This window comes from Thioalkalivibrio sp. ALgr3 (genome assembly GCF_000377325.1).
Classification (GTDB): domain Bacteria; phylum Pseudomonadota; class Gammaproteobacteria; order Ectothiorhodospirales; family Ectothiorhodospiraceae; genus Thioalkalivibrio.
The window spans coordinates 232,900-246,902 of sequence record NZ_KB897980.1 but is presented as its reverse complement, the minus strand read 5'-3'; the positions used below and the strand labels follow the sequence as shown (position 1 = coordinate 246,902).

15 protein-coding genes and 1 pseudogene are annotated in these 14,003 nt (G+C 70.3%); 9 read left to right on the top strand and 7 right to left on the bottom strand.

Translation table 11 applies throughout. The features are described from left to right. From C998_RS14480 to C998_RS0108165, 4 genes and pseudogenes are all read left to right on the top strand, one after another. Positions 1-342 (top strand): annotated as a pseudogene (locus tag C998_RS14480) (transporter); the annotation flags it as partial. Next, entirely contained in the window at positions 342-1,763 is a 1,422-nt protein-coding gene (locus tag C998_RS0108175) for a multicopper oxidase family protein (protein WP_018870375.1), read from the top strand. The pseudogene C998_RS14480 and the gene C998_RS0108175, both read left to right, overlap by 1 nt. A 108-nt stretch (positions 1,764-1,871) precedes the next feature. Then, positions 1,872-2,240, top strand: a complete 369-nt coding sequence (locus C998_RS0108170; protein ID WP_026279540.1) for a copper resistance CopC family protein — start codon at positions 1,872-1,874, stop codon at positions 2,238-2,240. Positions 2,241-2,243: 3 nt separating this feature from the next. Beyond that, positions 2,244-3,149, top strand: a complete 906-nt coding sequence (locus tag C998_RS0108165; RefSeq protein ID WP_018870373.1) for a CopD family protein — start codon at positions 2,244-2,246, stop codon at positions 3,147-3,149. A gap of 130 nt (positions 3,150-3,279) precedes the next feature. On the opposite strand, the gene C998_RS0108160 is transcribed toward C998_RS0108165, so the two are convergent. The 5 genes from C998_RS0108160 to thiD form a co-directional block, all read right to left on the bottom strand. Beyond that, positions 3,280-4,104 (bottom strand): sulfite exporter TauE/SafE family protein, encoded by an 825-nt coding sequence (locus C998_RS0108160; RefSeq protein ID WP_018870372.1) that lies wholly within the window; start codon positions 4,102-4,104, stop codon positions 3,280-3,282. 22 nt (positions 4,105-4,126) lie between these two features. Beyond that, positions 4,127-4,666 (bottom strand): hypothetical protein, encoded by a 540-nt coding sequence (locus C998_RS0108155; RefSeq protein ID WP_018870371.1) that lies wholly within the window; start codon positions 4,664-4,666, stop codon positions 4,127-4,129. A gap of 27 nt (positions 4,667-4,693) precedes the next feature. Then, complete coding sequence (gene hemL, locus C998_RS0108150; RefSeq protein ID WP_018870370.1) at positions 4,694-5,977, bottom strand: glutamate-1-semialdehyde 2,1-aminomutase; 1,284 nt, start codon at positions 5,975-5,977, stop codon at positions 4,694-4,696. Between the two features lie 112 nt (positions 5,978-6,089). Continuing rightward, positions 6,090-6,758, bottom strand: a complete 669-nt coding sequence (thiE, locus tag C998_RS0108145; RefSeq protein WP_018870369.1) for a thiamine phosphate synthase — start codon at positions 6,756-6,758, stop codon at positions 6,090-6,092. Further along, entirely contained in the window at positions 6,751-7,542 is a 792-nt protein-coding gene (gene thiD, locus C998_RS0108140; RefSeq protein WP_018870368.1) for a bifunctional hydroxymethylpyrimidine kinase/phosphomethylpyrimidine kinase, read from the bottom strand. Before thiD ends, thiE begins: the two co-directional genes overlap by 8 nt. 76 nt (positions 7,543-7,618) lie before the next feature. Here thiD and C998_RS0108135 point away from each other — a divergent pair, with 76 nt between their 5' ends. Beyond that, on the top strand, positions 7,619-8,071 hold the full coding sequence (locus C998_RS0108135; RefSeq protein ID WP_018870367.1) for a hypothetical protein: 453 nt from the start codon (positions 7,619-7,621) through the stop codon (positions 8,069-8,071). Positions 8,072-8,096: 25 nt separating this feature from the next. Here the strand turns inward: C998_RS0108135 and C998_RS0108130 are convergent, their stop codons facing one another. Continuing rightward, the gene (locus tag C998_RS0108130) at positions 8,097-8,789 is read right to left on the bottom strand and encodes an HAD family phosphatase (RefSeq protein ID WP_018870366.1); all 693 of its coding nucleotides are present in this window, start codon (positions 8,787-8,789) and stop codon (positions 8,097-8,099) included. 112 nt (positions 8,790-8,901) lie between these two features. On the opposite strand from C998_RS0108130, the gene sucC reads away from it, so the two are divergent. From sucC to C998_RS0108110, 4 genes are all read left to right on the top strand, one after another. Beyond that, a complete protein-coding gene (sucC, locus tag C998_RS0108125) occupies positions 8,902-10,062 on the top strand; it encodes an ADP-forming succinate--CoA ligase subunit beta (RefSeq protein WP_018870365.1) in 1,161 nt (386 codons plus the stop codon). Next, complete coding sequence (sucD, locus tag C998_RS0108120) at positions 10,059-10,943, top strand: succinate--CoA ligase subunit alpha (RefSeq protein ID WP_018870364.1); 885 nt, start codon at positions 10,059-10,061, stop codon at positions 10,941-10,943. Before sucC ends, sucD begins: the two co-directional genes overlap by 4 nt. A 16-nt stretch (positions 10,944-10,959) precedes the next feature. After that, on the top strand, positions 10,960-12,663 hold the full coding sequence (locus tag C998_RS0108115) for an NAD+ synthase (RefSeq protein WP_018870363.1): 1,704 nt from the start codon (positions 10,960-10,962) through the stop codon (positions 12,661-12,663). Between the two features lie 70 nt (positions 12,664-12,733). After that, positions 12,734-13,072 (top strand): P-II family nitrogen regulator, encoded by a 339-nt coding sequence (locus C998_RS0108110; protein WP_018870362.1) that lies wholly within the window; start codon positions 12,734-12,736, stop codon positions 13,070-13,072. A 28-nt stretch (positions 13,073-13,100) separates the two neighbouring features. On the opposite strand, the gene C998_RS0108105 is transcribed toward C998_RS0108110, so the two are convergent. Further along, the gene (locus C998_RS0108105) at positions 13,101-14,003 is read right to left on the bottom strand and encodes an outer membrane protein assembly factor BamD (protein WP_018870361.1); all 903 of its coding nucleotides are present in this window, start codon (positions 14,001-14,003) and stop codon (positions 13,101-13,103) included.

Sequence of the window (14,003 nt, the reverse complement as noted above, 5' to 3'; positions counted from 1 at the left end):
TGGCGGGCCCGGGTGGATCTGACCTTTACCGTGGCCGGTGAACTGCCGGGCGGGGCGCCGGGTGACGAGGGGTACCTTGAAACCGACGGTCTCGAACATGATCCGTCCGCGATGGACCGCGACCACGGTGACCACGGTGACCACGGTGACCACGGGGACCACGGGGACCACGGGGACCACGGGGACCACGGTGACCACGGGGACCACGGGGACCACGGGGACCACGGGGACCACGGGGACCACGGAGATCACGGAGATCACGGAGATCACGGAGATCACGAGGATCACGACCATGGCGATCACGGTGACCACGGCGACAACGGTCACGGAGGGCATCACTGATGAAACGGCGTAATTTCCTGCTGGCCGCCGGCGCGGCAATGCTGCCGGCAACCACCCTGACCCGGGTGATGGCCGAAACGGGTCACGAGCACCACAACGAGGGCGACGCCACGCCCGGCGAGCGCACCGAACAGGGCTACATGCCGGTGCACACGCCGAACGGCTGGACCCTGCCGTACGAGATGAACAACGGGGTGAAGGAGTTCCACCTGGTCGCCGAGGAGATCGAGCACGAGTTCGCGCCCGGTTCGGTGGCCAAGTGCTGGGGCTATAACGGCACCACCCCGGGGCCGACCATCGAGGCGGTGGAGGGCGACAAGGTTCGCATCTACGTGACCAACCGCCTGCCGGAATACACCTCGGTGCACTGGCACGGCATCCATCTGCCTTCGGGCATGGACGGGGTGAAGGGTGTGACCCAGCCGCCGATCCACCCAGGGGAGACCTTCGTCTACGAGTTCGAGCTGAACCAGCACGGCACGCACATGTACCACCCGCATGCCGACGAGATGGTGCAGATGGCGATGGGCATGATGGGGATGTTCATCATCCACCCGAAGGACGGCGAGATCGAGCCGGTGGACCGCGACTACGCGATCCTGCTGCACAACTGGGGCCTGCACCCGGGCACGCGCACGCCGGACCCGTCGATCATGGTCGATTTCGACCTGTGGTCGATGAATTCGAAGGTGTTCCCTGCCATCGACTCGCTGGTGGCGAAGACCGGCGAGCGGGTGCGCATCCGCATGGGCAACCTGTCGATGTGGAACCACCCGATGCATGTGCACGGGGTGTCGTTCGAGGTCACCGGTTCCGATGGCGGGCGCTGGCCGCGCGAGCAGTGGCGCAAGGAGACCACCGAGATCGTCGCGGTCGGCCAGACCCGCGATATCGAGTTCATCGCACCCCCGGGTGACTGGGCGTTCCACTGCCACATGACCCACCACACCATGAACCCGATGGGGCACGGCATCGCCAACCCGCTGGGGGTCGATCAGTCCGGGATCGAGGAAGAGATCCGCAGCATCCTGCCGGGCTACATGGCCATGGGCGAGCACGGCATGGCGGATCACCAGGACCACACCGACGGTGGCCACATGCCGGGCCCGGAAAACACCCTGGCGATGGGCATGGGCCACGGGCCGTTCGGCAACATTGGCATGGGCGGCATGTTCACCCTGATCAAGGTTCGCGACGACCTCGAGCCCGGGGACTTCCGTGACCCGGGCTGGTACTGGCACCCGGACGGGGAGGTGGCCCACAAGGTAAGCGACGACCCCGACTTCGGCAGCCCGGTACGTCGCGGCAAGGTCGCGGATGCGGATTCCGACGGGCTCCCGACCCCCAGCCGCGATGCACACGGGCATCACGGTCACGGAGGCCACGGGGACCACGGAGGACACGGCGGCCACAACCACTGAGTTTCCACCGGCGCGGGCGGCCGGGGACGCTGCAAGGCGTCCCCCGGTGGCCTGTGGCCGGCGGACGCTGACACGACACGACTGCACCTGAACAACGAAAAGGATGGAATCATGACGATGATCACGCGCAACACCCTGCTGTCCGGCCTTGCGGCCCTGCTTCTGGCTGTTGCCACCCCGTTACTGGCCCACGAAGGCGAGATGGGGCAGGTGCCCGATGATGGCTCCACGGTCCAGGGCACCCCCGAGGAGATCGGGATCCACTTCGATGGCGCGATGCGCATCACCCAGTTCGACGTGACCGGCCCGCAGGGTCGGGTCTCCCTTGAGAACCAGCCGGGCAATGAGCCGACCGAGGAATACCGCGTGCGGCCGGCCGGCTCGATGGAGCCCGGCAGCTATGAAGTCCGCTGGCGCGGTCTGGCCCGTGACGGACACATGATGTCCGACACCTTCCGCTTTACCGTGGAAGACTGAGCGGTGGCCTGGCTGTCTGCACTGGCCGGTGTGGATGCCTGGACCGTCGCCCTGATGCTGGTGACGGCCGGATTCCATGCCGGCGCCCTCCTGGCGGCCGGGGCGGTGCTGTTTCGCCTGGCGTTTCCGGGTCTGCCTGATCCGGAGCGGCGGGCGGCCAGCCGTACGGGTGCGATCGCGGCCTGGGTCGCGATTGCGCTGGTCCTGGTCAAGTGGCCATTGCAGGCGGGGTATCTCGGGGGCGGGAATGTGTCCGCCGCGTTCGATCCGGCGCTGCTGGGCATGGTGTTCGAAGGGGCGCAGGGAACCCGGCTGGTGCTGGCCGTGAGCGGCCTGCTGCTGGTGCAGGCGATCCTGCTGGATGCCCGGCGGCTTCCGGGGGTGGGGAACGGCCTGAGCCTGGGTGGCGTCCTGCTGGTGATGCTTGCCTTCGTGCAGGTCGGGCATACGGCCGGCGAACCGCGCGTGCTGCTGGGCGGCCTGCTGATCCTGCACCTGCTGGCGGCCGCGTTCTGGATCGGATCCCTGTGGCCGCTTTATCGCCTGGCGGGACAACCCGCCGCGGATCCGGCGGCCGCCCGCATCCTCGACCGTTTCGGGCGTATCGCATTGTTTGCGGTGGGCCTGCTGGTGCTTGCGGGCGCGGTCCTGGCGGTGCTGCTGGCGGGCGGCGTGACACCCCTGTTCACTACCGCCTGGGGACAGTTCCTGCTCGCCAAGGTGCTGCTGGTGGCGCTGCTCCTGCTGCTGGCCGCGCTGAACAAGTGGCGCCTGGTGCCGGCATTCTCGCGGGGTGACAGCACGGCACCCCGGCGCCTGCGGCGCAGCATCGCGGTTGAAGGCGTGCTGATCGCTGCCGTGCTGGGGGTGACCGCGATCCTCACCGGCATCACCTCGCCGAACGGCTGAGCCCCGGTCGGCCAGAGGGGAGGCTTCCCGCGGTCCGGGGGATCCACAGGGCGGGAGGCGGCGCTGCCGCGCCGCATCGCGCAGAGGGCTGCGCTCCCACAAGGGGGGTATCCTGCACCTCGGGGCGGAGTCAGCGCAGGAGCATCAGCAGGCCGGCGAGGATCAGCACCCCGGCGAAGCCGCGGCGCAGCACCGCGACCGGCAGATGGTGCGCCAGCCAGACCCCGGCGCGTACGCTGATGGCGGTACCCGCGACCACCCCGGCAATGGCCGGCAGGTAGAGATACCCCAGGCTCCATTCCGGGGTGGCCGGCTCGCCGGCGGTCCATTGCGGCAGGGCAAACACCAGGGTCGCGCCGATGGAGATGGGCACCCCGAGGGCCGCGGCCGAACCGATGGCGCGGCGCAGTTCCAGCCCCTGGCTGACCAGGAAGGGGGTGGTCAGGGTGCCGCCGCCGATCCCGATCAGTGCGGATACCGCACCGATCAGGCCGCCCCCGCCCAGCCACACGCCGCGGCGCGGGACTGGCTTGCGGGGCGGTTGAACGTTGAACAGCATCCAGAGACCGATCGCGACCTCGAAGGCGCCGAAGATCCGCCCGAGGTGGTCGCTGTCGAGCTGGGTGGCCAGGCCGGCGCCCAGCAGGGCCCCGCCGATGATCCCCGGCAGCAGCCGGCGCACGGCCTGGCCGTCCACCCCGCCACGGCGGTGGTGGGCCCGCGCCGACAGCAGCGCGGTGGGGATGATCGCCCCCAGTGACGAGCCCACCGCCAGCTGCACCAGCCCCGCCTCGGGAAAGCCCAGTACGGTGAAGACCGCGACGAACACCGGCACCAGCACCAGCCCGCCACCGATCCCGAACAGCCCGGCCGGGATGCCGGTGATCAGGCCCAGGACCACGAACAGCACGGCCAGCCCGGCGGGCGTGGCCGCCAGCGCGTCGATCAGGTGCATGGCCGGGGGGCGTCAGCGGGCGTCACGAACCGGGTTCCTCGTCGCGGCGTCCGGAAGTGGCGACCACGATGCCCCAGACGATACCCGCGAGGAACATCACCACGCCGGGGATCCCGAACAGGGCGGCACGCCGGGCGTGCTCGAGGAAGCGCACCTCGCGGAGGGTGAAGGCATGCGCGTCTTCCATCCCTTCCGCGAGGATCGTGTACGTCCCCGGTTCCGGGAAGTGGAAGCGTCCCAGGGCTACCCGTTCGGTCTGTCCGGAGGTGTACGTCAGGGTGGCCCGCGATGACTGCAGCCGGATGGCTTCGTCCCCGTCCGGCGTCCGGGCGACGACCCGGGTTCCGTCCGGAAGTTGCTCGGGGAACTCGCGGAAGGTCCCGTCGAGGTAGGTCCGGGTGTACAGCCACAGGCGATAGTCACCGGCGCGCGGGATCTCCACCTCGGTGCTGCCCGGACCCTCGAAGTCTTTGGCCAGGCCCTGAAAGGCCCCGCTCAGCGCGACCCAGGCCAGCGCCAGAAGGGCCAGCCCGGCCACGCTCAGGGCGACAGGTCCGCGCATCGGTGCCGACCCGCCGGGGCGTGACGCTCAGGCGTCCAGCGCCTTGAAGCACTTGCGTGCGGCCTCGACGGTGGCCTCGATGTCCGCGTCGGAGTGCGCGCTGGACATGAAACCGGCCTCGAAGGCCGAGGGCGCGAGATAGACCCCTTCTTCCAGCATCGCGTGGAAGAAGCGCCCGAAGGCCGCGGTGTCGCTGGCGGTGGTGCCGGCGAAATCGGTGACCTTCTCCTCGCTGAAGAACAGCCCGAACATGCCCGGGACCTGATTGGTGGTCAGGGCCACGCCGGCCTCGCGCGCGGCCTCCTCGAAGCCCGCGACGACCTTGCGCGTGCGTTCCTCCAGGTCCTGATGGAAGCCCGGGCGGCTGAGGATGTCCAGGGTGCGGATCCCGGCGGTCATCGCGATCGGGTTCCCGGACAGGGTACCGGCCTGATAGATCGGCCCCAGCGGGGACAGCTGCTCCATGATCTCGCGGCGGCCGCCGAAGGCGCCCACCGGCATGCCGCCGCCGATGATCTTGCCCAGGGTGGTCAGGTCCGGGGTGACGCCCAGATAGCCCTGGGCGCAATTCGCGGACACGCGGAAACCGGTCATCACCTCGTCGAAGATCAGCACCGTGCCGTATTCGTCGCACACCTCGCGCAGGGTCTCGAGGAAGCCCGGCACCGGCGGGATGCAGTTCATGTTCCCGGCGATCGGCTCGACGATGATGCAGGCGACCTCCTCGCCCTTCTCGCGGAAGAACTCGCGCACGCCCTCGGGGTCGTTGTAGCTGAGCGTGCTGGTCAGCGCCGCCAGTTCGGCCGGCACGCCGGGCGAGCTCGGCTGGCCGAGGGTCAGGGCGCCGGAGCCGGCCTTCACCAGCAGGGAATCGCCGTGGCCGTGGTAGTTGCCCTCGAACTTCACGATGCGGTCGCGGCCGGTATAGCCGCGCGCCAGGCGGATCGCGCTCATGGTCGCCTCGGAGCCCGAGTTGGTCATGCGCACCATGTCCATGGACGGGACCAGCTCGCACATCTTCTCGGCCATCTCGCTTTCCAGCCGCGTCGGGCAGCCGAAGGACAGGCCGTTGTTGCAGGCCTCGCGCACGGCCTCGATCACCTCGGGGTGGGCGTGCCCGGCGACCATCGGACCCCAGGAGCCGATGTAGTCGATATAGCGCTTGCCGTCGGCATCCCACATGTAGGCGCCGTTGGCGCGGTCCATGAAGATGGGGGTCCCGCCGACGCCCTTGAAGGCGCGTACCGGGGAGTTCACGCCGCCGGGGATCCGGTTTTTGGCGGCTTCAAAGAGGCGAAGCGTTTCCTGCATGGCGGTGTCCTGTCTGCAATGGGAGTTGGGAGCGGGGTCGGGGCCGCGACCGCGACCCCGACCGTGCAACCCCGCAACCATAGCGACGGGGCGGCGGCGGTGCAAAGAGGCGCTAGGTCGTGCGGAACAGTGCGGCGATGCGGCGGGCGGCGGCCTCGGGGTCGGGGGCGGCGCTGATGCCCTGGATCACCGCGACCATGTCGGCGCCGGCGGCCACCACCTGCGCGGCGTTGTCCGCGGTAATGCCGCCGATCGCGCAGATCGCCACGGTAAGTTCGCGTCGGGCCTGGCGGATCAGTTCCGGGGTGGCCCGCACCGCCTCCGGCTTGGTCGGTGACGGGAACATCGAGCCGAAGGCGACGTAATCGGCCCCGGCCGCCTGCGCCGCCCGCGCGCGCGCCAGCTCGTTGTAGCAGGACACGCCGATCACCGCCGCGTCCCCCAGACGGGCACGGGCCCCGGCCGGGTCGGGGTCGTCGCGCCCCAGGTGCACCCCGTCGGCGCCGACGCACGCGGCGAGCTCCACGTCGTCGTTGACGATGAACAGGGCCCCGGACTCCCGGCACTGGCCGGCCAGTGCCCGCGCCACGGTCTCCTGTTCTTCCCCTTCCAGGTATTTGTCGCGCAGCTGTACGCAGCAGGCCCCGCCGGCCAGCGCGGCGGCGGCCGCGCCGGTGTGGGCCGCCAGCGGATCGGCCCCGGGCGGCGGGGCGGGCGTGACGAAATACAGCCCGCGCAGGGGCGCGCGCTCGGCTACCGGCTCGGTCGTGGCTTCAGTCATGGCCGGTCGGGCACAGGCGGTTGGGCACGTGCTGCCCCTGTCCGGGGGCGTAGCCGGTCTGCACCGCGTGGTTCATGAAGTTCTGTGCCTCGATCACCGCCGGTTCCAGGTCGCGCCCGCGGGCGAGGAAGGCGGCGATGGCCGCGGCCAGGGTGCAGCCGGAACCGTGGAAACCGGCCGGGTGGCGCGGCAGTTCGAACATCCGCTGGTGGCCGTCCTCGCGGAACAGCCGGTTGCGGATCGGCTCGTCCTCGCCGCCCTCGTGGCCACCGGTGATCAGCACGTTGCGCGCGCCGCGTTCGCGCAGGGCCGGGCCCTGGCGCTCCGGGGTGTCATGCCCGGCCAGAGCGTGCGCCTCCGGACCGTTGGGGGTGATCAGGGTGGCGCGCGGGAGCAGGATCTCGCGGGTCGCGTCGATCACCGCCTCGGTCGCCAGTTCGCCCCCGCCGCCGGCGACCATCACCGGGTCGAGCACCGCCGGGATATGCGGGTGCGCGCCCAGCAGCGCGGCGGCGGTTTCCACGTTCTCCACCGAGCCGAGCATGCCGATCTTGATCGCGCCGACGTCCAGGTCCGCCAGCGTGGCCTCGATCTGCGCGCGCAGCCGGGCGGCCGGCAGCACGCTGAAGTCGATCACGTTGCGGGTGTCCTGCACGGTGATGGCGGTGACCGCCGTGGCCCCGTGCACCCCCAGCCGGGTGAAGGTCGTCAGGTCCGCCTGCAGGCCGGCGCCGCCCCCGGGGTCCGAACCGGCGATGGTCAGGGCGATGGGGGGATGGGTCATCTCGCGGTCTCCCGTGCTATGGTTCGCGCGCCCCGCGGACCGGGGCATGCCATTTCAGCAGGGGAGTGTACGCAGCATGAGCACGGAGTTCGATGTGGAACAGGCGCAGCCGCTGCTGGCGGTGGCGCGCGGAGAGTCGGGGCTGACCGCCGCGGCGGACAACGCCCTGCAGGCGCTGGAGGCGGAGCTGAACGCGATCGCCGCCGAACTGCAGGTGGAGCACGTCGGGCCCGGGGTGGGCATGGCGGACATGAACGCCGAAGGGGCCTACCGCATCGTGGTGCGCGAACACGAGCACGACGTGACCCGGTGCGAATGGGGCGTGATGGTCTGCGATGCGGCCGACAACTGCGACTACCGGCCGATGTGGCCGATGTCCGGCACCGGGCGGCTGCGGCGCCGTCAGGTGGTCGAGGCCCTGCCCGAGCTGATCGCCGGCTGGCGCGCGGCGATGAACGAGGCCGGCCGCGCCCTGACCCCGGCGGGCCAGCGTCTGGCCGCGCTGGACGGCGTGTTCAACCCGGCCTGACGGCCTGCCCGGGCGGGCGGCGGCCTCAGTCCAGTGCGACCGGCTGCGCCCCGGCCCGCAGGGTCAGGCGTTCCCACCCCTGTTCCCGGGCGTGTGCGTCCAGGGTCGGGTCCGGGTCCACGGCCACCGGCCGGCCCACCCGTTCCAGCAGCGGGATGTCGTTGCGCGAGTCGCTGTAGAAACAGGCCTGCGCCATCACCGCGTCGGGATCGTCGTGGTGGTCGGCGAGGAAGGCGTGCAGACGATCCACCTTGCCATGCTGAAAGCAGGGCGTGCCGGCGACCTCGCCGGTAAAGCGGCCGTCGCGTTCCTCGGCGATGGTGGCCAGCAGATTCGGTACCCCCAGGCGCTGCGCGATCGGGGCGGTGACGAACTGGTTGGTCGCCGTGATGATCACCAGCTCGTCGCCGGCCTCGCGGTGGCGCTGCAGCAGCGCGTGGGCGGCCGGTGCGATCATCGGCTCGATGACCTCCTGCATGAAGGCCTCGCGCCACGCCTCCAGCCGCTCGCGGGGCTGCTCCGCCAGCGGGGCGAAGGCGAAGCGGCAGAACTCGAAGATGTCCAGCGTGCCGGCCAGGTACTGCTCGTAGAACCGATCATTCCCCGCGGCAAAGGACTCGCGGTCCACCGCCCCGCGGGCGATCAGGGTCTCGTTCCAGGCGTGATCGCTGTCGCCGGCGAGCAGGGTATTGTCGAGATCGAACAGGGCCAGGGTCATGCGGCATCGTCGCGGGTATGCGTGAAGCCGCGCAGTCTACCCGATCCGGCCACCCGCCCGCTGCGGGCCCCGGCAGTTGTCGCCACGGTGGCGCGCCGCTATCCTCGCCGCCATGAATCTGCACGAATTTCAGGCCAAGGCGGCGTTTCGCGACGCCGGGATCCCGGTGCCCGAGGGCCGGGTCGTCGACACGGCGGACGCTGCCGCGCACGCCTGGCGCGAGCTGGGCGGGGGGCGTGCGCTGGTCAAGGCGCAGGTGCACAGCGGCGGTCGCGGCAAGGCCGGCGGGGTGACCCTGGTGGAGGACGCCGAGGCCGCGCGGGATGCGGCGGCCGATATGCTCGGCACGCGTCTGGTGACTGACCAGAACGCGCCCGAGGGGCAGCCGGTGGAGCGGGTGCTGCTGGAACCGGCGGCCGACATCGCACGCGAGTTCTACTTTGCCCTGCTGGTCGATCGCTCGCGGGAGTGCCTGACCTTCGTGGTCTCCGCCGAGGGCGGCATGGACATCGAGACCCTGGCCGCCGAGCGCCCGGAGGCGATCCTGACCCTGCCGGTGCACCCGGCGACCGGGATCATGCCGTTCCACGGCCGGCGCATCGCCGCGGCCCTGGGGCTGGAGGGCGCGGCCGCGAAGGCGATGGCCCAGCTGGCGACCAACACCCATGCCCTGTTCACCCGCACGGATGCCCAGCTGCTGGAGATCAACCCGCTGGTGCAGACCGGGGACGGCGAGCTGCTGGCGCTGGATGCCAAGCTGAGCCTGGACGACTCCGCCGCCTACCGGCAGGCGGCGCTGGTCGAGCTGCGCGATCCGAACCAGCGCGACCCCTCCGAGGAGCGCGCCCGCGAGCACGACCTCAACTACATCCCGCTGGACGGCTCCATCGGCTGCATGGTCAATGGCGCCGGTCTGGCGATGGCGACCATGGACCTGATCCAGCACCACGGCGGCGAGCCGGCCAACTTCCTCGACGTGGGCGGCGGAACCACCGTGGAACGGGTGACCGCCGCCTTCAAGCTGATCCTGTCCGACGACTCGGTGCAGGCGGTGCTGGTGAACATCTTCGGCGGCATCGTGCGCTGCGACCTGATCGCCGAGGGGATCATCGCCGCGATCCGCGAGGTGCAGGTGGACGTGCCGGTAGTGGTGCGTCTGGAGGGGACCAACGCCGAGCAGGGCCGCGAGGCCCTGGCGAATTCCGGCCTGGACGTGATCCCGGCCGCCGATCTGGACGCGGCCGCGCGCGCCGTGGTGGAGGCCGCCGCATGAGTATCCTGGTCGACCGCGACACCCGGGTGATCTGCCAGGGCTTCACCGGCAAGCAGGGCAGCTTCCATTCCGAGCAGGCCATCGCCTACGGCACCCGCCTGGTGGGCGGGGTGACCCCGGGCAAGGGCGGGCAGAGCCATCTCGATCGCCCGGTGTTCGACACCGTGGCCGATGCGGTGGCGGCCACCGGCGCCACGGTCAGCATGATCTACGTGCCGGCACCGTTCGCCGCCGATGCCATCTGCGAGGCGGCCGATGCCGGGATCGAACTGGCGGTGTGCATCACCGAGGGCATCCCGGTGCAGGACATGGTGCGGGTCAAGCAGATGCTGGCCGATACCGGCACCCGCCTGATCGGCCCCAACTGCCCGGGGATCATCACCCCGGAGGCCTGCAAGGTGGGGATCATGCCCGGCTACATCCACAGCCGCGGGCGCATCGGCATCATCTCGCGCTCGGGCACGCTGACCTACGAGGCCGTGCACCAGACCACCGCGCTGGGGCTGGGGCAGAGCACCTGCGTGGGCATCGGCGGCGATCCCATCCAGGGGCTGGATTTCGTCGACTGCCTGCGGATGTTCCGCGACGACCCCGAGACCGACGGCGTACTGATGGTCGGCGAGATCGGTGGTGACGCCGAGGAACGCGCGGCGCGCTACATCCGTGAGGAATTCGACAAGCCGGTGGCCGCCTACATCGCCGGGGCCACGGCCCCGCCGGGGCGGCGCATGGGGCATGCCGGGGCGATCATCGCCGGCGGGCAGGGGACCGCCGCGCAGAAGATGGACGCCCTGCGTGGCGCCGGTGCCGTGGTGGCGGAGAGCCCGGCCGAGCTGGGTCAGGCCATGCAGCAGGCCCTGAACACCGCTTCCGCACGCTGATCCGGCGCCCCCGTTGATGACCGCACAAGCGCCACGCATCGCCCTGGCCCAGTTCAACCCCGTGGTCGGGGCACTGGAGACGAATGCCCGGCGCATGCGTGAATTCGTCGACCAGGCGCGCGCCGAAGGCGCCCACCTGGTGATGTTCCCCGAGCTGGCGCTGACCGGCTATCCGCCCGAGGACCTGCTGCTGCGGCCCGCGTTCCTGGATGCGGTGGACGCGGCGCTGGAGCGCCTGGCGGAGGCCAGTATCGGCATTGACCTGCTGGTGGGCGCGCCACGGCGCATTGAGGGAGGGCTGGCCAATGCCGCGGTGTGGCTGCGCAACGGTGCGATCCACGCGAGCTACGCCAAGCACATCCTGCCCAACTACTCGGTGTTCGACGAGGTGCGCTACTTCCATGCCGGGCACGAGCCCTGCGTGGTCCAGCTGGGTGGCTGGCGCCTGGGCGTCACGGTCTGCGAGGACATCTGGCAGCCGGCCCCGGCGGCGCATGCCCGCATCGCCGGGGCCGACGTGCTGCTCAACCTGAATGCCTCCCCGTTCCATCGCGGCAAGCCGGCGGAGCGTTCTGCGGTGGTGGCCGCGCGGGTCGCCGAGACCGGGTGCCCGGTGCTCTACGTGAATCAGGTGGGCGGCCAGGACGAACTGGTGTTCGATGGCCGCAGCTTTCTGCACCCCGGTCCCGAGGGCTCGCCGCAGGCCCTGCTCGACCCCTGGCAGGAGGGGCTGGCGCTGGTCGAGCTGGAGGCCGGTGACGCCGGACGGCCCCGGCCCGTGGCCGTGGCGCCCGAAGGGGTGTCGCCGCTGCCGCCCGCGCCGGCGGCGGTATCCGAGGCCGACAGTTCCGCGCACGCCGCGGATGCGGAAGTCGCGGATCTCTACGCCGCGCTGGTCACCGGCATCCGTGACTACGTCGACAAGAACGGTTTCCCCGGCGTGATCCTGGGGCTGTCCGGCGGCATCGACTCCGGGCTGACGGCGGCCCTGGCCACCGATGCCCTGGGCCCGGAGCGGGTCACCGCGGTGATGATGCCCTATCGCTATACCGCGTCGATGTCGGTCGAGGATGCCCGCGCCCAGGCCGAAACCCTGGGGCTGGATTACCACGAGGTGGCGATCGAGCCGATGGTGCAGGCGTTTCTCGGCGGGCTCGACAGTGCGCTGGCGTCGGTGCCGCCGGCGCCCGGTGACGTGACCGAGGAGAACCTGCAGTCCCGCTCGCGCGGGGTGGTCCTGATGGGCCTGTCCAACCGCACCGGCCGCATGCTGCTGGCCACCGGCAACAAGAGCGAGCTGGCGGTCGGGTATGCCACGCTGTACGGCGACATGAACGGTGGCTTCGCCCCGCTGAAGGATGTGTCCAAGCAGTGGGTCTGGCGCCTGGCGCGCTGGCGCAACACCCTTGGCGAGGCGATTCCCGCGCGCGTGATCGAACGCCCGCCCAGCGCTGAGCTGGCGCCGGGGCAGGAGGATACCGACTCGTTGCCGCCCTATCCCGTGCTGGACGCGATCCTGGAGGCCTTCGTGGAAGAGGAGGCCTCGGTGGCCGACATCGTGGTCCGGGGGCATCCGCGCGAGGTCGTCGAGCGGGTCGCGCGCATGGTGCTGCGGGCCGAGTACAAGCGGCGCCAGGGCGCACCCGGGGTGCGGGTCAGCCCGCGGGCCTTCGGCCGCGATCGCCGCTATCCCATCACCTCCGGCTACCGTCCGGAATGAGGCCGGTGGTCTGGTACACTCAACCGCACACGATTCGCCCGCGAACGCGGGCGCAGACCGGGGGATTCGCATGAAGAAGATCGAGGCGATCATCAAGCCGTTCAAGCTGGAAGACGTCCGCGAGGCCCTGACCGAGATGGGCATCGCCGGGATGACCGCCACCGAGGTCCAGGGTTTCGGCCGGCAGAAGGGCCACACCGAGCTCTACCGCGGGGCCGAGTACGTGGTCGACTTCCTGCCCAAGGTGAAGCTGGAGCTGGTGGTGGACGATGATCGGGTCGATGCTTGCATCGACGCGATCGTGAAGGCGTCGCGCACCGGGAAGATCGGGGACGGCAAGATCTTTGTCTCCGACATGGATCGCGTGGTGCGCATCCGCACCGGCGAGGAGGGCAGCGAAGCCCTCTGACGGGCCGTCTGTCGCGGGGCGCCGCCGTTCAGTTGAAGAACGGCAGGCGCTCGAAGGCGCGCCACAGGCCGCCACGTTCCACTTCCACCGACAGGTGCTCGCCGCCACGCACCGCCACCGCGGCCTCGGCATCGTTCAGTTCCAGCACGCTCAGGGTCGCGTCGGCGTGGTCATCCAGACCCAGCTCGCGATAGGAGTGGTACAGCACCGACAGCGCCTGCGGCATCACGTCGGCGTTGGGGTAGGTCGCCAGCACGTGGCGCGCGCGCTCGGCGGCGGCCACCCAGGCGGTGCGCTCCATGTAGAATTCGGCAATGCGCAGCTCGTTCGCGGCCAGGGTGTTGATGATGAATACCATGCGTGGATGCGCATCGGCACTGTACGGGCTGTCCGGGAAGGTGCGGATCAGCCGGTCGAAGTCCTCGTAGGCGTCCATCAGCGGGCCCTGGTCCATCTCGGTGGGATCCATCGGGAACACGTTGCTGAGGAAGCCCTGGTCGCGGTTGAAGTTGATCAGGCCGCGCAGGTAGTAGGCGTAATCGAGGTTCGGATGACGCGGGTTGAGCTGCTCGAAGCGGTCCACCGCGGCGAGCGCGGGTTCCGGTTCGCCGGCCTTGTAATACGCGTAAGGGATCTCGATCTGCGCCTGCTGGGCAAAGCGTCCGAACGGATAGCGGGCCTCCAGCAGCTCGTAGTATTCCACGGCCTGGCTGTAGTTGCCGCTGTCCAGGGCGGATTTGGCCTCGCTGTAGAGCTGGCTGGCCGACCAGCCGGCCGTGGGATCGGCGCGCCAGCTTTCGCAGCCGGCCATGAGCAGGGCCACAATCAGGATGACGAACAGGCGTGGCAGGGTGGAAGCTGGGAGCACGGAAACCTCGTTGCGAACCGTTGTGCGCGGATGAAATCCGGATTCTACACCATTGACGAACAT